This is a genomic window from Mesorhizobium shonense (genome assembly GCF_040545255.1).
Taxonomy (GTDB): Bacteria; Pseudomonadota; Alphaproteobacteria; order Rhizobiales; family Rhizobiaceae; genus Mesorhizobium; species Mesorhizobium shonense.
In genome coordinates, this window is the sequence record NZ_JBEPLM010000003.1 from 506,008 (window position 1) to 526,179 (window position 20,172).

At 65.8% G+C, this 20,172-nt stretch carries 11 protein-coding genes; 7 read left to right on the forward strand and 4 right to left on the reverse strand.

Annotation, left to right across the window (positions count from 1 at the left end):
- The first annotated feature begins 28 nt into the window (after positions 1 to 28).
- From ABID26_RS11995 to ABID26_RS12020, 6 genes are read left to right on the forward strand one after another with little or no spacing between them, the layout of a single operon-like run.
- A complete protein-coding gene (locus ABID26_RS11995; protein ID WP_292302690.1) occupies positions 29 to 655 on the forward strand; it encodes a DUF4129 domain-containing protein in 627 nt (208 codons plus the stop codon).
- On the forward strand, positions 652 to 1,866 hold the full coding sequence (locus ABID26_RS12000; RefSeq protein ID WP_292302691.1) for a DUF4350 domain-containing protein: 1,215 nt from the start codon (positions 652 to 654) through the stop codon (positions 1,864 to 1,866). Before ABID26_RS11995 ends, ABID26_RS12000 begins: the two co-directional genes overlap by 4 nt.
- On the forward strand, positions 1,853 to 2,809 hold the full coding sequence (locus ABID26_RS12005; protein WP_292302692.1) for an AAA family ATPase: 957 nt from the start codon (positions 1,853 to 1,855) through the stop codon (positions 2,807 to 2,809). Before ABID26_RS12000 ends, ABID26_RS12005 begins: the two co-directional genes overlap by 14 nt.
- Positions 2,806 to 4,110, forward strand: a complete 1,305-nt coding sequence (locus ABID26_RS12010) for a DUF58 domain-containing protein (RefSeq protein ID WP_292302693.1) — start codon at positions 2,806 to 2,808, stop codon at positions 4,108 to 4,110. The genes ABID26_RS12005 and ABID26_RS12010 overlap by 4 nt, the downstream gene beginning before the upstream one ends.
- Entirely contained in the window at positions 4,107 to 5,126 is a 1,020-nt protein-coding gene (locus ABID26_RS12015; protein WP_354415485.1) for a stage II sporulation protein M, read from the forward strand. Before ABID26_RS12010 ends, ABID26_RS12015 begins: the two co-directional genes overlap by 4 nt.
- Positions 5,113 to 5,976, forward strand: a complete 864-nt coding sequence (locus ABID26_RS12020) for an RDD family protein (protein ID WP_354415487.1) — start codon at positions 5,113 to 5,115, stop codon at positions 5,974 to 5,976. Before ABID26_RS12015 ends, ABID26_RS12020 begins: the two co-directional genes overlap by 14 nt.
- Positions 5,977 to 6,228: 252 nt before the next feature.
- On the opposite strand, the gene ABID26_RS12025 is transcribed toward ABID26_RS12020, so the two are convergent.
- Positions 6,229 to 6,915, reverse strand: coding sequence for a D-lyxose/D-mannose family sugar isomerase (locus ABID26_RS12025; protein ID WP_126100050.1), 687 nt, complete (start codon positions 6,913 to 6,915; stop codon positions 6,229 to 6,231).
- Between the two features lie 212 nt (positions 6,916 to 7,127).
- On the opposite strand from ABID26_RS12025, the gene ABID26_RS12030 reads away from it, so the two are divergent.
- The gene (locus ABID26_RS12030) at positions 7,128 to 8,186 is read left to right on the forward strand and encodes a D-TA family PLP-dependent enzyme (RefSeq protein WP_354415490.1); all 1,059 of its coding nucleotides are present in this window, start codon (positions 7,128 to 7,130) and stop codon (positions 8,184 to 8,186) included.
- Between the two features lie 220 nt (positions 8,187 to 8,406).
- Here the strand turns inward: ABID26_RS12030 and ABID26_RS12035 are convergent, their stop codons facing one another.
- From ABID26_RS12035 to ABID26_RS12045, 3 genes are all read right to left on the reverse strand, one after another.
- Complete coding sequence (locus ABID26_RS12035; RefSeq protein ID WP_354415492.1) at positions 8,407 to 9,186, reverse strand: heme ABC transporter permease; 780 nt, start codon at positions 9,184 to 9,186, stop codon at positions 8,407 to 8,409.
- A 209-nt stretch (positions 9,187 to 9,395) separates the two neighbouring features.
- Complete coding sequence (locus tag ABID26_RS12040) at positions 9,396 to 11,165, reverse strand: glucan ABC transporter ATP-binding protein/ permease (RefSeq protein ID WP_126100047.1); 1,770 nt, start codon at positions 11,163 to 11,165, stop codon at positions 9,396 to 9,398.
- 376 nt (positions 11,166 to 11,541) lie between these two features.
- Positions 11,542 to 20,118, reverse strand: coding sequence for a GH36-type glycosyl hydrolase domain-containing protein (locus tag ABID26_RS12045; RefSeq protein ID WP_354415496.1), 8,577 nt, complete (start codon positions 20,116 to 20,118; stop codon positions 11,542 to 11,544).
- Between the last annotated feature and the right edge of the window lie 54 nt (positions 20,119 to 20,172).

A 20,172-nucleotide genomic window follows, 5' to 3' on the forward strand; every position in this document is an offset into this window, starting at 1 on the left:
AACCGCAGGTTGCAGGGGGAACGCGCGGGTGACAGAGCCGGGCACGGCCGACGCCGAATGGCTGGCCAAGATGCACAAGCAGCTGCTGGCGGACGATTCGATCCAGTTCGACCTGCCGGGGCTGGTGCGGCCGGAACCGCCGGAATGGCTGAAGCCTTTGCTGGAAGCCTTGGCGAAGATCGGCCCTTACATGATCTATCTGTTCTGGGGCGCGGTGATCACGGGCGTCGCGATCATCGTGTTCCTGCTCATGCTCGAAGCGAAGGGTGTCGCCTGGCGGCTGCCGTGGCGGCGCGCCCGCAAGGAGGCGGAGGCGCAAGAAGAATGGCGCCCGGATGCAGGCGCTGCGCAGATCCTGCTCTCCGAGGCCGATACGCTCGCCGCGCGCGGCGACTATGACGAGGCGGTGCACCTGCTTTTACGCCGCAGTGTCGCCGACATCGCCACCCGCCTGCCCGATTTCCTGCGCCCATCGCTGACCGCGCGCGACATCGCCGCCGCGGGCTCGATCCCCACCCGCCCCCGCACGGCCTTCAGCGAGATCGCGCGCATCGTCGAGGCCGCGCTGTTCGCCCGCCGGCCAGTCGGCGCCGAAGGCTGGCAGCAGGCGCGCGGCGCCTATGAGCGCTTCGCCTTCCGGGATGCCTGGGCATGAGCGCGGAGGCGACAGACGCAGCCGAGGCGCCGTTCAGCCGCAGGACGCTGTTCTGGGGCATCTTCGCCAGCCTGCTGGCGGCCGCCGGATTCTTTCTCCTCTCGACCTACGCCCCGGATTTCCGCCAGCCCGAAGGCGGGAGCACGCCGCTTTCCAAGGGCGGCACCGGCTATGCCGGGCTTGTCGAATGGCTGAAGCTGACCAACGGACAGGCGCCGCCGATGGCGCGCGGCGAGAAGGACCTGGAATCTGCTTTGGCGTCCACCTTCCTGCTGATCGTCACCATCGCGCCGGAAAGCGACCCGGCGGCGCTCCAGCGCATCGTCAAGCTGCGCTCGGGCAAGGACACGCTGTTCGTGCTGCCCAAATGGCAAACCATGCCATTGCTGGGCCATGACGGCTGGGAGACAAAGGTCGAGCGGCTGCCGAGCACGGTGGTCAACGACTGGCTCGGCCGGCTCGCCAAGGCGAAGCTTGGTGAAGGCAAGCCAACGGTCGATCGGATCGACGTTCAAGGCCGCAAGATCGCTGTGCCCGATGAGCTGCAGTGGGTGGCCGACGAGCATCCGCTGATCTCGGCGGGCGATGGCAAGGCCATTCTGGCCGAGCTCGACAACGAGCCCTTCTACATCCTGACCGATCCCGATCTCATCAACAACGCGGCGCTGAAGGACCCACAAAAAGCGGCCGCGGCGCTCGACATGATCGCCATGCTCGAGCCCGCCAAGGGCGCGGTGATGTTCGACCTGACGCTGCACGGCATCGGCCAGAATTACGATCTCGCCAAGCTCTTGGTCGAGCCGCCCTTCCTGGCGCTGACGCTGTCGGTGCTGACTGCGGCGGCCCTTGCGTTCCTGCATGGGCTTGGCCGGTTCGGCCCGCCGCGAACCGAAGGCCGCGCCATTGCCTTCGGCAAGCGGGCGCTGGTCGACACCACGGCGATGTTGTTGAAGCGTGCCGGCCGGCTGCAAGAACTTGGCGACCGTTACGCGGCGCTGATGCGCCAACGCGCCGCCGCGTTGCTCGGCGCGCCGCACGGGCTGCAGGGCGAGGCGCTCGACCGCTGGCTGGATTCCCGCGACAAGAGCGAAGCGCACGGCTTCACAGCGCGCTTCAAGGTTGCGAACGATTCCAATAGTTTGGCCGGAATGCATGAAGCAGCGGAAGAGCTGCATAACTGGACGGCAAGGAGGCTCGGTGAACGTCGATGAAGTGAAGGCCCTGGCGACCGCGATCAGGGAAGAAGTGGCGAAAGCGATCACCGGTCAGCGCGACACGGTCGATCTGATGCTGACGGCGCTGTTCGCGGGCGGGCATATATTGCTCGAAGGTCCGCCGGGCACCGCCAAGACGATGACCGCGCGCTGCTTCGCGCAGGCGCTGGGCGTCGCCTATGGGCGCATCCAGTTCACGCCCGACCTGATGCCCGGCGACATCGTCGGCTCCAACATTTACAATTTCCAGACCGGCCAGTTCACGCTGACGCGCGGCCCGATCTTCTGCGACCTCTTGCTCGCCGACGAGATCAACCGCACGCCGCCGAAGACGCAGGCCGCACTGCTGGAAGCCATGCAGGAGCACGCCGTCACCTTCGACGGCACGACGCACTCGCTCGGCAAGAACTTCATGGTGGTGGCGACACAGAACCCGATCGAGCATCAGGGCGTCTATCCGCTGCCCGAGGCGCAGCTCGACCGTTTCCTGTTCAAGCACCGTGTGAGCTACCCGGATGCGCAGGAAGAACGCGCCATCATCGTCCATCACGGCGGCGGCTCGGCCTCGCACAATATCGAGCAATACGGCATCACGGCGCGGACCGATCGCAAGACACTCGAGGCGGCGCTGGCGACGGTGGGCGGCGTCACGCTGGTCGACGACGTGGTCGGCTACATCGCGGCGCTTGTGCGCGGCACGCGCGAAAGCCCGGACCTTGAAGTCGGCGCCAGCCCGCGCGCCGGCGCCATGCTGGCCAGGGCGGCGCGAGCCCGAGCCGCGCTCGACGGCCGCAACTACGTCATCCCCGACGACGTCAAGGCGCTCGCGGTACCTGCACTGCGCCACCGCGTCATCCTTTCGCCGGCAGCGCAGATCGACGGTCGGCTGGTCGAGCAGATCGTGTCCGACCTCGTCGACCAGACGGAAGCGCCGCGTTGATCTATCCGAGCGGCAGAGCGGTGTGGGCAGCGGCGGCGGGGGCGATTCCCGCCTTCCTGATCGCGCTCGCGCTACCGCATGTCTGGTATCTCGGCCTGTTGTGGATCTGCGTGCTGCTTGCCTTCCTGGCGGTGGATGCGGCGGCAGGGCGCGGCCGCGCCTCGCTCAGCGCCACGCTGACCGCGCCGCCGCAGGTCGGTGTCGGCGGGCGTTTCACGCTGCACATCGCGGCCGGTCTCGGCGCAAAGGCGCGCCGGCTGCAGGCGCGCGTCGGGCATGACCAGCGGCTGGCGCCGGTCAACGGCACGGGCGGCGATCTGCCCGCCAATGGCGGCATGCTCGACCTCGAATTCGACGCCATCCGGCGCGGTATTGCCAGCTTCGATCGGCTGTGGCTGCGCTGGCAGGGGCCGTTCGGGCTGGTCTGGAACCAGGTCGTGCTGCCGATGGACCGCAAGGTTGCGGTGCTGCCCGATGTCAGCCGCGCGCGCGACGAGGCGATCACGCTCTTGCAGCGCTCGGCCCTTGCCGACGGCCATGCGCAAAAGCGCGCCGGCCAGGGCCGCGAGTTCGAGGCGCTGAAGGACTATCAGCCAGGCATGGGCCGGCGCATGATCGACTGGAAGCGCAGCGCCCGCCACGGCAAGCTTCTGGCGCGCGAGTTCCGCATCGAGGAGAACAACAACATCGTTTTAGCCATCGATAGCGGCCGCCTGATGTGCGAACCGGTCGACGGCGTGCCGAAGGTCGACCGCGCGGTGACGGCGGCGCTTCTTTCCGCCTTCATTGCGCTGAAAGGCGGCGACCTCGTCAGCCTGTTCTCCTTCGACGCCAGGCCCCGCGTCTCCAGCGGCGCGGTGCGCGGCTCGCCAAGCTTCACCATGATCCAGAAGCGCGCCGCCGAGATCGACTATTCGACCGAGGAGACCAATTTCACGCTGGCGCTGACCACGCTTGCGGCAAAGCTCGACCGGCGCTCGCTGGTCATCATCTTCACCGATTTCGTCGATCCGATCAGCGCCGAACTGATGCTGCGCACCATCGGCCGGCTGACCGAGCGGCATCTGGTGTTGTTCATGCTGATGAAGGACGTCGAGCTGGAGACGCTGGCCGACATGGCGCCGGCGATGCCCGAAGACGTGGCTCGCGCCGTCACCGCCGGCGACCTGCTCAGAGAGCGGCAGGTGGTGATCGGCAGGCTCAGGCTGCTCGGCGCGCATGTTATCGAGGCCGACCATCAGCGGCTCGGCCCTGCGCTGGTCGAGCGCTATATCCAGCTCAAGGAGGAGAACCTCTTATGACGCTGCCTGCAGGGACCGATGCGGTGCGCCAGTCGCTGGCGAGCTTCCGCCTGGAACGCGAGGCCGACTGGAAGGCGTTCGAGGCGCTGCTTGCGCGCGTCGAGAAACGCGCGCCGCGCACGCTGTCGGAAGACGAACTCTTATCGCTGCCCCTGCTCTACCGCTCGGCGCTGTCCTCGCTTTCGGTGGCGCGCGCGACCTCGCTCGACAGCGCGCTCATCGCCTATCTCGAAGCGCTTTGCCTGCGCGGCTATTTTTACCTCTATGGCGCGCGGCGATCTATAAGAACGCGCGTCGGCGACTTCTTCCTGCACGACTGGCCGGCGGCGATCCGCGACCTGTGGCGCGAAGTCTGGACGTCGGTCGCGCTCACGGTGATCGGTGCCATCGCCGGCTATTGGCTGGTCGCCTCCGACAAGCGCTGGTACGACGCCATCATCGCGCCGAGCCTGGCCGGCGGGCGCAATCCGGATTCGTCGGCCGAGATGCTGCGCAGCGTGCTTTATGGCGATGGCGGCGGCCATTTTCTCTCAGGCTTCGCCGCCTATCTCTTCACCCACAACACGCAGGTGTCGATCCTCGCCTTCGCGCTCGGCTTCGCCTTCGCGGTGCCCAGCGTGCTGATCATCCTGATGAACGGCTGCATGCTCGGCGCCATCTTCCAGATCTATGCCGCCAAGGGGCTCGGCTTCCAGCTCGGCGGGTGGCTGTCGATCCACGGTACCACCGAGCTCTTCGCGATCGCGATCGCGGGTGCTGCCGGCATGCGCATCGGCACAAGCATCGCCTTTCCCGGCGAGTTGACGCGCATGGCAGCGGCAGCCCGAGCCGGGCGCGTGGCGGCGACCGCCATGGTCGGCGTAGCGGTGATGCTCTTGTTTGCCGGCCTGCTCGAAGGCATCGGCCGGCAGACGATCACCAGCGACGTTGCCCGTTATTCGATCGGCGGCGGCATGCTGGCGCTGTGGATCTGTTATTTCTACCTGTTCCGGACGGTGCGGCATGGCAACGGCTAGGAACCCTGCCGCGCTCGTGCGCCCGCTGGTCACGCCGGAGGGCGTGGACCTGCGCGTGAAGCTGGCGGATGCCGGCACAAGGGCTTCGGGATTCCTGCTCGATGTGGTGATCATCATCGTCGCCGCGATCGTAGTCAGCCTCGTCGCGATCTTCGGCCTGGGCGGCCTCGGCGCGAGGGACGCAGAACCGCTCTTCATCGTCTGGATCATCTTCATCTTCCTGCTGCGCAACGTCTATTTCATCGCCTTCGAGGCCGGACGGCGGGCGGCGACGCCCGGCAAGCGGATGGTCGGCGTGCGGGTCGCCTCGCGCAGCGGCGCTGGCCTCACCCTCGACCAGGTCATCGCGCGCAATTTGATGCGCGAGATCGAGATCTTCCTGCCGCTGTCGATCCTTGCCGCGCGCGGCAGCGCCGGCGTCGCCGACACGCTGTCGACGATCTTCGGCCTGGTTTGGGCGCTGCTCTTCTCGCTGTTTCCGCTCTTCAACCGGGACCGGCTGAGGATCGGCGACCTGCTTGCGGGAACCTGGGTGGTCGAAGCGCCGAAGGTGGCGCTGGTCGAGGATCTTTCGCTGCGCAAGGATCCGGTCGCGGCCCGCTTCCAGTTCAGCGCCGCGCAGCTCGACGCCTATGGCATTGCCGAGCTGCACAAGCTGGAGGAAGTGCTGCGCCGCGACGACTATTTCGCCATGAAAGCGGTGGCGGAAACCATCGGCCGCAAGATCGGCGCCAAGGTCGAACCGGTCGATTCAAAAGCCTTCCTCACCGCCTATTACGGCGAGCTCAGGGCACATCTGGAACGCAAGCTGCTGCTCGGGAACCGGAAGGCGGATAAGCACGCGCGGTGAGCCAGAAGCCTGGCGATAGCTGAAAAACGTCGGCGCCGCCCCTCATTGCCCTGCCGGGCATTTCTCCCCGTATAGTGACGGGGAGAAAGACGCTGTCGCGGATGATTTCGCCAATCTCCAGCGCTGCAAGAAGGGCGGCGAGACCGCCCCATCTCCTTCTCCCCGTCACTATACGGGGAGAAGGTGCCGGCAGGCGGATGAGGGGCGGCGCCTACTTACGCAAGAAGGCCGACACTACGCGGCTGCCCTCGCCTATCCCACCCACTTCTCATAGTCGGACACCAGGAGGTGAACCGGCGCGACGTCCTCGTCGATGTTGGAGAAGCGGCCGATCGGCTCGCGGAAGACGTTGTCGGTGAGGTCGTCATTGACGGTCGAGACCTCGCCAATCAGCACGTCCTTGCCCTCGGCCCAAAAGGCGTGCCAGACGCCGGGCAAAAGCGTGACGCTCTGGCCCGGATCGAGCTTCAGGAGCCCGCCCGCCGGCAATCTGGTCATGGTGCCGTCGACCGGCACCGATACTTCGGCCTTCGGGTCGATGCCGCCGTCGCGGTCGTGCATGAACAGTTCCAGCACCAGCTTGCCGCCGCCGCGGTTGATGATGTCCTCGGCCTTGATGTTGTGGCGGTGCATCGGCGACAGCTGGTCCTTGCGCGAGATCATGATCTTCTCGGCGTAAAGCATGCCCATGCCGAGCTTCATGTCCTCGTATCGGCCGTTGCGGACGGTGAACAGGAAGAGGCCGAGCTCGTCGAACTTCTCCTGGCCGTAGTCGGTGATGTCCCAGCCGAGGCGCGAGGTGAAAATCGCCGCGGAGTCGCCCTTGTGCGCCTTCATCTCTTCCGGGCTCCAATAGGCGAAGGGCGGCATGATGTAGCCGAAGGAGCGGATGAAGGCGTCGGCGTCACGGATGATGTCGTTGATTTTGGAGCGTTTCATGGTCCTGTTTCCTTCCGGCCGCTGCCTGCTGAAATCCGCCAACCCGAATAGCCCAATGCCGTTCCGCTGTCGACGCAAACTGACGGCTCTGGCCCGGTGACATCCGGCCGGATCAGGCCCATAACCTCCACCGGTCTTTTGATTTTTTGTGCATGTCCTTGTCCCGAAACCGGTTCCCACTTTTGGGAGACATGCTTTGAACGGTGATCTTCATGGCAAGCATAGACGACCTCGACACGCCGGCGATTTTGATCGATGCGGCCCGCGCCGAAGCCAATATCAAAAAGGCGCAGGCGCATGCCGACCGCCACGGGCTGAAGCTCCGGCCGCACATCAAGACGCACAAGCTGCCTTACTGGGCAAAGAAGCAGGTCGCGGCCGGCGCCGTCGGCATCACCTGCCAGAAGATCGGCGAGGCCGAGGTAATGGCCGATGCAGGACTAACCGACATTTTTCTACCCTACAACATTCTTGGCCGCGCCAAGCTGGAACGCCTGAAGGCGCTGCACGGCCGCGTCACGCTCTCGGTGACGGCGGACAGCCACGAGACGCTGGAAGGGCTTGCCGCCATCTTCACCGATGCCGGCCATCCGCTACAGGTGCTGGTCGAGTGCGACACCGGCATGGGCCGTTGCGGCGTGCAGAGCCCGGCCGAAGCGCTGGCGTTGGCGAAAGTGATCGACCAGGCCAAGGGCCTGACCTTCGGCGGGCTGATGACCTATCCGGCGGCTGGCCGCGCCGCCGAAGCGGAGGCTTGGCTGAGAAGCGCGCGCGACGCGCTCGCCGCGGCCGGGCTCGAATGCCGGCGCATCTCCAGCGGCGGCACTCCGGACATGTGGCGCTCGGGCGAGGACAGCGTCGTCACCGAATACCGGCCCGGCACCTATATCTATCTTGACCGCTACCAGGTCGCCAAAGGCGTCGGCACGCTCGACGACTGCGCGCTGACGGTGCTCGCAACCGTGGTCAGCCACCCGACGCCGACCCGCGCCATCCTAGACAGCGGCAGCAAGGCGCTGTCCTCCGATACACTGGGATTGCCCGATTTCGGCGAGTTGCTCGGCATGCCCGGCGCCCGCGTCACGGGCCTCAGTGAAGAGCATGGAAATGTCACGCTCGCGGAAGGCGCCAGGCTTCGCATCGGCGAGCGTGTGCGCGTGGTGCCCGACCATTGCTGCGTGGTGACGAATTTGTTCGATCAGGTGCATCTGATCGGCGGCGACAAGGTGCTGGAATCGCTGCCGGTGGCGGCGCGTGGCAGGATGGGGTGACGAAGAAGCGCCTTTCCCTTCTCCCCTTGTGGGAGAAGGTGGATCGGCGCGCAGCGCCGAGACGGACGATGGGTGTTCCAGCGGAGTGAGGCGTTGGCGTTCCCTGGAACACCCCTCATCCGTCGCCTTCGGCGACACTACCCGGCCCTTCGCTGGCTCAGGGCGTTCGAAGCTCGAAAAGCCAAGCAATTGGCTTTTCGTCCGCTACGCGGACCGCTTCTCACCCCACAAGGGGAGAAGGGGGAGCCCTCTCCGCCTGCCTCGCCGCAACCCTGCGCATCGCAGTCACGCGTCGGCGGAAGATTTCCGTACGTATCGCCATCAGGTGCAGCGCGAAGAACAGCACGGTGAAGCCGAGCGCCATCACCGCAAGCGGCCACAGCATCGAGGGGTCGATGGTCGGGCCGCCGAGGCGGAAGACCGAGGCTGGCTGATGCAGCGTGTTCCACCAGTCGACCGAGAACTTGATGATCGGGATGTTGATGAAGCCGACTAGCGTGATGATGGCGGCGGCCCAAGCGGCGCGGCCGGCGTCATCCAGCGCGCGCGTCAGCGCGATGATGCCGAGATACATCAAAAACAGCACGAAGACCGAGGTCAGCCGCGCGTCCCACACCCACCAGGTGCCCCACATCGGCTTGCCCCAGATCGAGCCGGTGATCAGCGCCAGCGCGGTGAAGGTGGCGCCGATCGGGGCGGCCGATTTCAGCGCCACATCGGCCAGCGGATGGCGCCAGACCAGCGTGCCCAGCGCCGAGATCGCCATGATCGTGTAGCACATCATGGCGAGCCAGGCGAAAGGCACATGGATATACATGATGCGCACCGTGATGCCCTGCTGGAAATCCTCCGGCGCGGTGAAGCTCATATAGAGGCCGACGCCGAGCAGGATGGCGGCAATCGCCGCCAGCCACGGAATGACCTTGTCGGCCAGCCCGACGAAGCGCGTCGGGTTGGCGAGATCGGTCCAGCCTGAGAGGCGTGAGGTGGTGTCGCTCATGCCGACCTAAATAGACCGGCAATGTGCCCGGGGCAATTGGACGGTTGTCGCAGCCTTCCCTTCTCCCCTTGTGGGAGAAGGTGGATCGGCGCGCAGCGCCGAGACGGATGAGGGGTGTTCCAGCGGAGTGAGACGTTGGCGTTCCCTGGAACACCCCTCATCCGTCGCCTTCGGCGACACCTTCTCCCACAAGGGGAGAAGGGAAGAGCTTACGCCGCTTCGTTGACCGGGCGGCTGAGGCGGCGGACTTCCTCGTCGTTGAGCAGGCCGCCGGCGCGCAAGAGGGCGGCGAAGCGGCCGTTGCGCAGCGACAGCTCGGTGAAGCCGCCATATTCGACCACCTTGCCCTTGTCCATGAAGACCACCAGGTCGGCGTCGCGGACCGTGGTCAGGCGGTGAGCGATGATGAAGGTGGTGCGGTCGCGACGCAGCTCGTCGATCGCTTCCTTGACGCGGTCCTCGGTCTCGACGTCTAGCGCGCTGGTCGCCTCGTCGAGCACCAGGATCGGCGCATCCTTCAGCACGGCGCGGGCAATGGCGATGCGCTGGCGCTCGCCACCCGACAGCTGGCCGCCGCGCTCGCCGACGACGGTATCGTAGCCGCTGCTCTTGGCCAGGATGAAGTCCTGCGCGGCGGCGGCGTCCGCCGCGGCGTGAACCTCGTCATTGCTCGCATCGGCGCGACCTACGCGGATGTTGTCCTCGATCGAGCGGTTGAGCAGGCCGGCGTCCTGGAAGACGGTGGCGATCGAGTGGCGTAGCGACTTGCGGGTGACCGTGCGGGTGTCAATGCCGTCGATCAGGATGCGGCCACTGGACGGCGTGAAGACGCGCTGCAGCAAGTTGATGAGCGTCGTCTTGCCGGCGCCGGTCGGGCCGACGATGGCGACGGTCTTGCCGGCCGGCACCTCGAATGACACGTCCTCGATGCCGTGGCCGGAGTTGGCGAACTCAAAGCTGACGTCCTCGAACCGCACATGTCCGGTGACGTTGGTCAGCTCGCGCAGGCCATCGGGCTCGACGGTTTCGGCGGCCGAGTCCTCGAGGCGATAGAAGTCCTCGAGCTTGGCGCGCGCCTCGGAGATCTGGGTGGTGAAGGCCGACATCTGGTCGAGACGGGCGATCAGCATTCCGGCAAAGCCGGTGAAGGCGACGACATCGCCGACGCGGAGCTGGCCACGCGTGACGAGATAGGCGCCGATCGACAGCACGATCATCATCGAGATGGTCGACGACAGGCGGTTCAGCGCATTGGCGATCGCCCACCAGTCGAGCACAGGGTTCTGCGCGTCGAGCAGGTTTTTGACGTAACGCCTCAACGTGGCGGTCTCATGGCCGATGCGGTTGTAGCTCTGCAGCACGGCGACATTGCTGACGCTGTCGGACACATGGGCAAAGACGGTGTGGTAGTGGCGCTCGACGGCGGTCTGCCCCGACTTGGTGCGGCGCATGACGATACGGCCGATGGCAACGTAGAGCACGCCGAGGCCGAGCAGCACGATGGTCATGCGGATGTCCATGGCGAGCGCGGTCGGCACCAGCAGCACCAGCGCGATGGCCGTCGACAGATGCACGCGCATGAATTCGAGCCACAGGCTGAACAGCGTTTCGACGGCGCGCAGCAGCGTATGCAGCGAATTGGAGGTGCCGCGCTGGTGATGCCAGGCAAGCGGCATGGTGATGACGCGCTCGAAGGACTGGCACAGCACCTCCGAGCGGCGGGCATGGGCGAAGCGATCGGCGCCGCGTGCCACCAGCACGAAGGCGACGACATTGAAGGCACCGAGAGCGGCCCAGACGGCGAGCGTCGAAAACACCGGACCTTTTTCGGAGATGGCACCGATCACCCGGCCGAGCAGGATCGGCTCGAGGATTGCGATGGCAGCCAGCGCGACGTTGGCGACGCAGATCAGCGCAACGCGCTTCTTGTCAGCCGCCAGATAACCCAGTGCTCGCCAGTAGATTTGCAGAAGTGACACTTCAGCTACTCCGCCAAACTCTTGTTTGTGTGCTCAATTCCGGCATTGTGCACTGCAGCATTCATTGACACGTACCGGTTAACGCGTCGCAAAACAATGCCCGTCTATCGCTTCCGTTCCCATTTAGCGAACAAAAGATGACGACGGTGCGAAATCTGGCGTGATCACCTAACGGTTTGAGATAAAAGGTGAAATGTCAGCCTTGCGGCAAAATAATGGCACTTGCCGCGCGCTGCCACATTTTTAATCATCAGGCGCTTGCTTAGCCGGGTCTAAAGGAGCTTGAAGGACGCTGTCCGGGGTCGCGCCCAAGTAAAACGCCAAGCTTGGCCGCGCATCTTTGGGGACGCGCGGCCTTTGAGCCAAATCGTTGATTTTACGCAGGTATCTTGACGACCACCTCGGTCTTCTCGCCGGGCTTCGGCTCGAAAGATCCCGATTTTGTCTTCGAACCATTGACTTCGAGCGAGATCGACTTGGTCTTTTTGTCGCGGATGACGCGGACCTTGATTTCGCCGTCGAGCAGTTTGAGCGTCGCCGCGTAGCCGTCCCAGTGTCCAGGCAGCTTCGGCCTAAACGTGATCTGCTTGCCGCGCCGCTCGATGCCCAGGATTCCCTCGACAGCCGCCCGGTAGAGCCACCCTGCCGAGCCCGTGTACCAGGTCCAGCCGCCGCGCCCGCCTTTTCCTTCGCCGGCGTAGATGTCGGCCGCCACCACATAAGGCTCGACGCGGTAATGCTCGGCCGCGGCCTCGTCCGAGGCGTGGTTGACCGGGTTCAGCATCGAGAAGCAACGATAGGCCTCGTCGGTGCGACCCATCTCGGCCAGCGCGATCACAAACCAGGTCGCGGCATGGGTGTATTGGCCGCCATTCTCGCGCACGCCGGGCGGGTAGCTCTTGATGTAGCCGGGGTCCTGCTCGCTGTTCGAGAAGGGCGGCGTGAACAGCTTGACGATCTTGAGCTTGTCGTCGACGAGCATTTTCGTCGCCTGCTCCATGGCCGTGGTCGAGCGCGCCGGGTCGCCCTCGCCAGAGAGCACGCTCCAGGATTGGGCGATGGAGTCGATCTTGCACTCGTCGGAGCTTCGCGAGCCGAGCGGCGTGCCGTCGTCGAAGCTGCCGCGCCGGTACCACTGACCATCCCAGGCAGTGCTCTCCAGCGCCCGCTTCAACACCTCCGCGTGCTTCGCCCAGGCCTGCGCCCGCTTGGCATCGCTCTGTCCCTTGGCGACTGGGGCGAAGTCGCCCAGCGTCTTCAAGAGGAACCAGCCCAGCCACACGCTCTCGCCCTTGCCGCCCTCGCCGACACGGTTCATGCCGTCGTTCCAGTCGCCGCCCAGGATCAGAGGCAAGCCGGCCGGGCTGCTGCGCTTGATGGCAAGGTCGAGCGCCCGCGCGCAGTGGTCGTAGAGCGAAGCAGTGGTCTTGGTGATCTCGGGCGTGAAGAAGGCGTCGTGCTCACCCTCGCCGAGTTCCTGCCCGTCGATGAAGGGGATCTGCTCCTTGAGGATCGCGGCATCGCCCGTCACCTCGACGTAGCGGGCGGTGGCGTGCGCCAGCCAAACCACGTCGTCGGAGATCATGGTGCGCACGCCGGCATCGGTGCGCGGCAGCCACCAGTGCTGCACGTCGCCTTCCTGGAACTGCCGGCGGGCGGCGTTGAGGATCTGATCGCGCGCCAGCTTCGGATCGTGCGACAGCAAGGCCAGCGTGTCCTGCAACTGATCGCGGAAGCCAAAGGCGCCGCTCGCCTGGTAGAAGGCCGAGCGGGCGCGGATGCGGCAGGCAAGGCTCTGGTAAGGCAGCCAGTGATTGACCATGGCGTTGAGCGCCTTGTCCGGCGTCTCGACCTGGATGGTGTCGAGGAAGCCGCGCCAGACGCGTTCGTTGTCGGCCAGGCGATGGTCGAAATCCTTGCCGCGATGGGCTTGCACCAAGGCGCTCGCCTCGGCAGTGGTGGCCGCGTCGCCGAGCAGCCAGAACAGCGTCACGTCGCCGCCGGCTGGAATGTCGACGTCGCTGGCGATCACCGCGCAGGGATCGTCGCCGGCCTCGACGCGGCCGGACAGGGCGACTCCGCCGAGCACGGCCTGCGGATATTCGGTCGTGCCGTGCCTGCCGATGAACTCCGCGCGATCGGCGGTCACCGAATGGACAGGAGCCGTGGCGGCGAGGAAAGCCACCCGCTCGCCGAAATCGAGCCCATAGGGGTTCTGCGCCAGCATGGCGCCGGTCGCGGCGTCCCGCGACGGCACGATGGTCGCCGCCGTGCGCGAGCGATGGCCGCCGAGCACCCATTCGGCATAGGCATAGACGCGCAGCCTTGCCGGCGCCGGGCCGGCATTCTGGATGCGCAGCCGGGTGATCTTGACCGGATCCACCGGGTCGACCACCTGCGTCAGGTCCATCGACAGCGGCCCGCGCTTCGAGCGGAAGGTAGAAAAACCCTGTCCGTGCCAGGTCTCGTAGGTCATCGAGGGATCGCGCACCACGGCGGCCATGGGTGAGAACGCCTTGCCGCTCAACTGATCGTAAATATAGAAGCCCTCACCAGGCTGGTTCGACACCGGGTCGTTGGACCAAGGCGTCAGCTGATAGTCGCGGCTATTGCGACTCCAGGTGAAGCCCGCGCCTTCGGCCGAAACGTGGAAACCGAAGGAAGCATTGGAGATGACGTTGATCCAGGGCTGCGGCGTCGTGCGGCGTCCGGTCAGCCGCGTCACATAGTGGCGGCCATCGCCCTCGAAGCCGCCGAAACCGTTCCAGAGGGTGAGGCCGGCGCCGTCGGCCGCGATATCGGCTCCCTGGCTTGCCGGCGTCGGCTCAGGCAATGATGGCGACGGCTGGCGGGCCGGAATGCCTTCCCCTTGTTGCAGGGCGTCGCGGGCCTGCAATGCCGCCGTCTCCGCTCGCTCGAGCTGGTCGAAGATGGTGCCGTTGCGGGTGTGGAGCGCGACGCGCGCGACCGACAACAAGGTCTTGTAGGTCGGCTCGTCCATCAGGTCGCGGCGCACGGCGAAGATGTGCTGGCGGGGCCCAAGCTCGCGGCCACGCAGGCGGCTGTTCTCGCACAGCGTTTCCACCGCGCGCTGCAGATCCTGCACGTAGGAGGAGGCCTGCTCGTTGACGACGACGAAGTCGATCATCATGCCGCGGGCGCGCATATACTCCTGGAAGCGCAACGCCTGGGCGACGATCTCGAGATCGGCGACGTCGCCGATGCGCACCAGGAAGATCGGGAAATCGCCGGAGATGCTGGTCGGCCAGAGGCTCGACTGGCGGCCGAGACCGGACGCGATGGATTCAGCCGGCAGGCGCAGGAACGGATCGGGATAGATCAGGTAGCGCGCCAGCTTCTGCACATTGGCGGCGTCGGTCAGGCTGAGGCCGAGATGACGCGTCTGCACCTGGCTGCGCGTCCAGGCGAGCATCGCCTGGCGGGCGAAGCTTTCCTGATGGTCGAGGCGGCCGATCGCCTCGTCGAGTTCGCCGCGGTTGGCACCGACGACGGTCCAGAAGGTCAGTGAGATCTTCTTGTTCGCCGGCACGCGCACCTGGCGGCGGAGCGCCGCCACCGGGTCGAGCGTGAAGCCCTGGTTGCCGGCAAGCCTGAAGCCGGGATCGAAAGCCACGGCATCCGCAATGGTGCGGCCGCGGCCGATGAAGGCGCGCCGGTCGGTCTCGGCCTCGGCGTCGCGCGAGGGGCCCGACGGATCGGTGACGAAATGCACCATGGTGAGGTCGGGTTCGTTCTTGTCGCGCTTGCGCCTGGTGGCGAAGATCGCGCCGTTGTTCGCGGCGATCTCGGTCTCGACGAACATCTTCGAGAACGCCGGATGGGCGTTGTCCGAGGCCTCGTTGCCCAGCACCAGCTCGGCGAAGGAGGTCACCTCGATATGCCGGTCGGTGGCGCCGTCATTGTAGAGCGTGATGCGGCGGCCCTCGCCGTTGCCTTCCGAAATCACGATGCATTCGACTTCCGAACGCAGCGCGCCGACCGACTTGGTGAAGCTCGCCTTGTCGTCGGCGAACAGCGTCTGCACGCGTTCGTTCTCGGCGCGCTTCGGCTCGGCCGTCGCCGACCACCAGTCACCGGTCGCGGCGTCGCGCAGGAAGATGTAGGAGCCCAGGCGGTCCACGCTCGGGTCCGGCTGCCAGCGGGTGACGGCCAGCTCGCCGAAGCGGCTGTAGCCGGAGCCGGTGGCGGTGACCATGACCGAGTAACGGCCGTTGGACATGACGTTGGTCGCGCGCAGCGCCTTTATCGGATCGAGGATGATGCGGCTGTCGGGGCTCTCCGTCTCGGTTTCGTCCTTCGACCGCTCGTCGGCCTCGGTCCGGACCGTGGCGGCCGGGATGTCGCGCGGCGCCTTCTCCTGCAGGAGCAATTCGGCCGACTCGATCACCGGATCGCTGTGGAAGCGCTCGCGCAGCCGGCCCTCGAATATGGCATCCGCCACGGCGGCGATCGACATGCCGGAATGGTGGGCCATGTAGTTCTGCACCACGGCGTGGTCGGTGCCTTCCGGCACGCGCTGCGGCGTGAAATCGACCGCGTCGTAAAAGCCGTGGCGGCCGAGCGCGCCGATCGAGCGCAGCCGCATCAGATTCTGCACCGCCTCGCGCGGGTTGAACTGCGCCGCTAGGATCGTGGCGTAAGGCGCGATCACGGTGTTCTGGCCAAGGCCGCGCTTCAGGCCGAGGCCGGGCACGCCGAAATTGGTGTACTGATAGGTGAGCTCGCGGTCGCGGGCATTATAGGCCGCCTCAGAAATGCCCCAGGGCACGTTCTTCGAGCGCGCATACTGGATCTGGCGCTTGATGATGAGCTTGCTGGTCTGGTTGAGGATCGAGCCCGGCGCCTCCTTCATCACCAGCGGCGGCATCAGATACTCGAACATCGAGCCCGACCAGGACATCAGCGCGCCCCGGAAGCCGATCTCGACGATCGGGCGGCCAAGCCGGAACCAGTGCTCCGTCGGCAGGTCGCCCTTGGCGATGGCGAACAGGCTGGTCAGCCGCGCCTCGGAGGCGAGCAGGTCGTAGCAGCTTTCGTCAAGCTGGTGCTCCTCGACACGGTAGCCGATCGACAGCAGCTTGCGCTCCTGCCGCATCAGGAAGGAGAAATCCATCTCGAAGGCATAGCGGCGGCAACGCTCGCGCAGCGCGAGCAGCTTGGCGCGGAGCGCCGATACCGCGCTTTCGTCATTGTGCGAATCGTGCACATGCGCCTCGCACGTCGCCTCCAGCCTCGCCGCCCAGTCGGCGATGACATCGCTCTTCGGCGACGCCGCCTCGGTGTGGATGGCGGTGGCGAGCTTGCGGATCTCGCCGGCAAGCACCGCGAGGTTGATGGTGCGGATCGAGGCCATCTCGGGCTGCGCCTTGATGGTCATCACCGCGCGGCGCATGCCGTCGAGGCGGTCGGCAAGCCGCTGGCGCAGCGGCCGCAGCTGCCGGCGGTCGTCGGGCAGGTCTTCCAGGCTTTCGTCGAGGATGGTGACGGTGTCGAGGATGCCCTCGAAATCGCCCTGCAAATGGACGGAAGGCGCCTCGGCCCATTCGGCGCAGGCGGCGGCGACCGCGACCAGGTGGCCGGCAAGGTTGCCGCTATCCACCGCCGAAATATAGAGCGGATAGAGCGGCTTCAGCGTCGTCGTGTCGTACCAGTTGTAGAGATGCCCGCGGTCGCGCGGCATGCTCTCGATGGTGGTCATCGTGGCGTCGATGCGGGTGATGGCGTCCGACAGGCTGACCCAGCCGAAATCGCGCGCCGACACGATCGACAGCAGGTAGACGCCGATATTGGTCGGCGAAGTGCGCGGCGCCACCACCGGCGCCGGGCTTTCCTGGAAATTGTCGGGCGGCAGATGGTGATGCTCGGCCGTCACGAAGGTTTCGAAATAATGCCAGGTGCGGCGCGCCACGGTGCGCAGCGCATGGATGTCGGAGGCCGAAATGCGCAACCTGTCCTCGGTTTCGGCCGAGCGGCTGATCCAGCAGGCGACGGCGGGCGAGCCGATCCAGAAAATCGCGAAGAAGAAGGCGACGAACGCGCCGGTGGAATCGGCCAGCACCGGAACGGCAAGGCCAACGACGCCGATGATCACGGCGCCGTACATCATGCTGTAATAGGAGCCGAGATCGCTGCCGCCGCTCTTGTGCGCCTGCGATGCGGTGCGCCACTCCAAAAGGTTCTGGCGGCTGACGAAGAGCCTGTAGAGCGTACGGACGACAGCGTCGCCCATCATCCAGGCGAGATGCGCCATCAACAGCACCTTCAACGCCACCAGCGCGGTGCCGAACACGGTATCGCGGGCTAAAGCCGAGAAATGGCCGCGCGGGGTCTGGTCCCCGCTCTTGGGCAAGATGCCATTCACGATGTCGAAGGTCGGCGCCATGAACAGGCTGAGGATCAACAGCGCCTGCCACTGCGCGGCCTGCGTGAAAGGCAGCAGCGTCCAGCCGGCGATACAGGCCATCACCCAGAAGATCGGGGTCAGCGAGCGACGCAGATTGTCGACCATCTTCCAGCGCGACAGCGCCGGCACGCCGGAGCGGGGGTCGAACATGAAGCCGAGCAACTGCCAGTCGCCGCGCGCCCAGCGATGATGACGCGAGGCGTCGACGGAGTAGCGGGTCGGATAGTCCTCGACCAGCTCGACGTCGGTGACGAGCGCCGCGCGCGCCAGGGCGCCTTCGAGCAGATCGTGGCTGAGGATGGTGTTTTCCTCGATGCGGCCCTTCAGCGCCGCTTCGAAGGCATCGACATGGTAGAGGCCCTTGCCGGTGAAGGAACCGTCGCCGAAGACGTCCTGATAGACGTCGGAGACGGCAAAGACGTAAGGGTCGAGGCCGCGATTGGCCGAGAAGACGCGCTGGAAGAAGGAGGCGTCGTCGCCGCTGGTAAGCGATGCCGTGATGCGCGGCTGCAGGATGGTATAGCCGGCGCTGACAACACGCTTCGCCGCGTCGAAATGCGGACGGTTCAGCGGATGCGAGAGCTTGCCGACCAGCGTCGAGACGGCGTCGCGCGTGGTACGCGTGTCGGCATCGAGCGTCATGACGTAGGTGACTTTTTCCGGCAGCGGCACATCGAGCGGCAGGAAGGTGGTGTCGCTGTCGCCGCGCAGCAGGAGATTGAGCTCGTGCAGCTTGCCGCGCTTGCGCTCCCAGCCCATCCAGCAGCCCTGCGCCTGGTTGTAGAGCCGGCGGCGGTGCAGGAGATAGAAGCGGGGCGCGCCTTCGGACGGGTAACGGGCGTTCAGCCTGGCGATCTCGTCGCGGGCATATTGAAGGATCTCGATGTCGGCGGCGTCGATCTCGGTCTTGGAATCCGGCCAGTCGGACAGCAGCGCGAAATGAATTTCTTCCGCCGTGTTGGCGAGATGATGCACCTCGATGTTGCGGATGTTTTCCTCGACGTCGTCGCGCGAGCCGATCAGCGAGGGCACCACGACCAGGGTGCGCGCCTCCGCAGGGATGCCGTGCTTGTAGTCGTAGCCGACGAGTCGCGTCGGCTTGAGGAAGAGCGCCACGACGGTGTTGAAGAAGGCCAGTGCGCCTTCGCTGGCAGGCACCGCGAACAGGGCCAGCATCAGCGTGATCGACTCCGCCGAGAGGCCGAGATGGGCAAGCGCATTGCCGGACAGCACAAGCAGCAGCACCGTCAGCAGGAAGACCGGCACGACGATGCCCAGCCAGCCGGTGGCGGCAAAGGCGCGCTTGAGGGTGACATAGAAGGGAGCCCGGTAGCCGATCGCCTGCTCCAGTTCCTGGCGACGCGGCCCGACCAGGAAGAAGCCGACATCGGTATGCACGGAGGGATCGGCAGTCTCGGGCACGCCGGACGCATCGGTGAGCCCGGGCGTGTGGCCTGCAAGCTCGATCGCCTTTTCGGCGACGCGGTATTCGGAAAGTTCGGAACGGCGTGCGAGCTGCTCGATCGCGGTGCGGTACTGGTCGCGCGAGAAGAAATCGAGCGCGGCGAAGTCGGTCTTCTGGCGCAGCAAGGTGTCGATGCGGCTGACGCCCTCGAACCAGACCGTCCAGTCGACGTCGTTGATGAGACGCAGACCGCGGATGATGTTGCCGGTGGTGACGTTGCCGCTGGACAGCGTCTGATGCTCGGAGATGATGATCTCCTCGGCGTCGGAGCCGGTCTTCTCGAGCTCGCCCTCCAGCCATTCCAGCGCCCGGCCGGCATTCTGCGAGCCGTCGCGCAGGCGGTAGAGGAGCTGGGTGGCGAAAGTCGTGTCCTGCGCATGCGTTGCATAGTGCGACAGGATCCTGGTCCGGTCGGCATTGTCGTCGGTCGCGAGCACGCGGTCGGCGACCTCATTGGCGATCTGACGCATCTGCCTGGTGCGGTTGACGCGCACCGCGATGCGGCGGAGATTTTCGATCAGCACGAATCGCAGCAGCGACGGCAGCGCCCAGAGCTCGCCGATCTTCAGCGGCTCGACCGACTGGAAGCCCTCGACGATGGCCTTGAACATGGTCGCCGAGACCGCGCTGTCGGAATGCTGGACATAGCTCCAGGCGACGGCAAAGGCGCGCGGCAGGACGGTGCCGTCGGCAAGCTTGAGCGTCGGCAACTGACGGTAGAAGCGGCGCGGCAGGTCGCGCTTGACCTGGAAGATGGTCTCCTCGACCAAATAATTGTTGTCGAGCAGCCATTGCGCGGCGGGCGTGATCGTCTCGCCCTTGGCCTGCGCGGCATTGGTCGAACGGTAGACTTCGAGAATCTTCTTGGCGCTGTCGCGGATGCGGGCCTGGAACTCGAATGGCGAGAACCCGAACAATTCCCTGACTTCGCCATCGGCGAGCGCGGCGCCCAGGGCGCGCAGCCGGTCTTCTGGCAGGAAATTGGAGCGTACCGGCGCTTCCGTGACAATCGGGAAGCCAGCGCTTGTCTGTTCGATCTTGGTGGGGTTCGTCTGAATGTTCATCGATTATTCCGTAAGGCGGGCGCGATGCGGCGTGACCGCCACGGCAATGGCCCT

What these genes read in the sequence shown, in the direction of transcription:
- ABID26_RS12035 (WP_354415492.1), bottom strand. Translation starts at nt 9,186, where the DNA reads ATGAGCGACACCACCTCACGCCTCTCAGGCTGGACCGATCTCGCCAAC.
- ABID26_RS12020 (WP_354415487.1), top strand. Translation starts at nt 5,113, where the DNA reads ATGGCAACGGCTAGGAACCCTGCCGCGCTCGTGCGCCCGCTGGTCACG.
- ABID26_RS12030 (WP_354415490.1), top strand. Translation starts at nt 7,128, where the DNA reads ATGGCAAGCATAGACGACCTCGACACGCCGGCGATTTTGATCGATGCG.
- ABID26_RS12015 (WP_354415485.1), top strand. Translation starts at nt 4,107, where the DNA reads ATGACGCTGCCTGCAGGGACCGATGCGGTGCGCCAGTCGCTGGCGAGC.
- ABID26_RS12025 (WP_126100050.1), bottom strand. Translation starts at nt 6,915, where the DNA reads ATGAAACGCTCCAAAATCAACGACATCATCCGTGACGCCGACGCCTTC.
- ABID26_RS12000 (WP_292302691.1), top strand. Translation starts at nt 652, where the DNA reads ATGAGCGCGGAGGCGACAGACGCAGCCGAGGCGCCGTTCAGCCGCAGG.
- ABID26_RS12045 (WP_354415496.1), bottom strand. Translation starts at nt 20,118, where the DNA reads ATGAACATTCAGACGAACCCCACCAAGATCGAACAGACAAGCGCTGGC.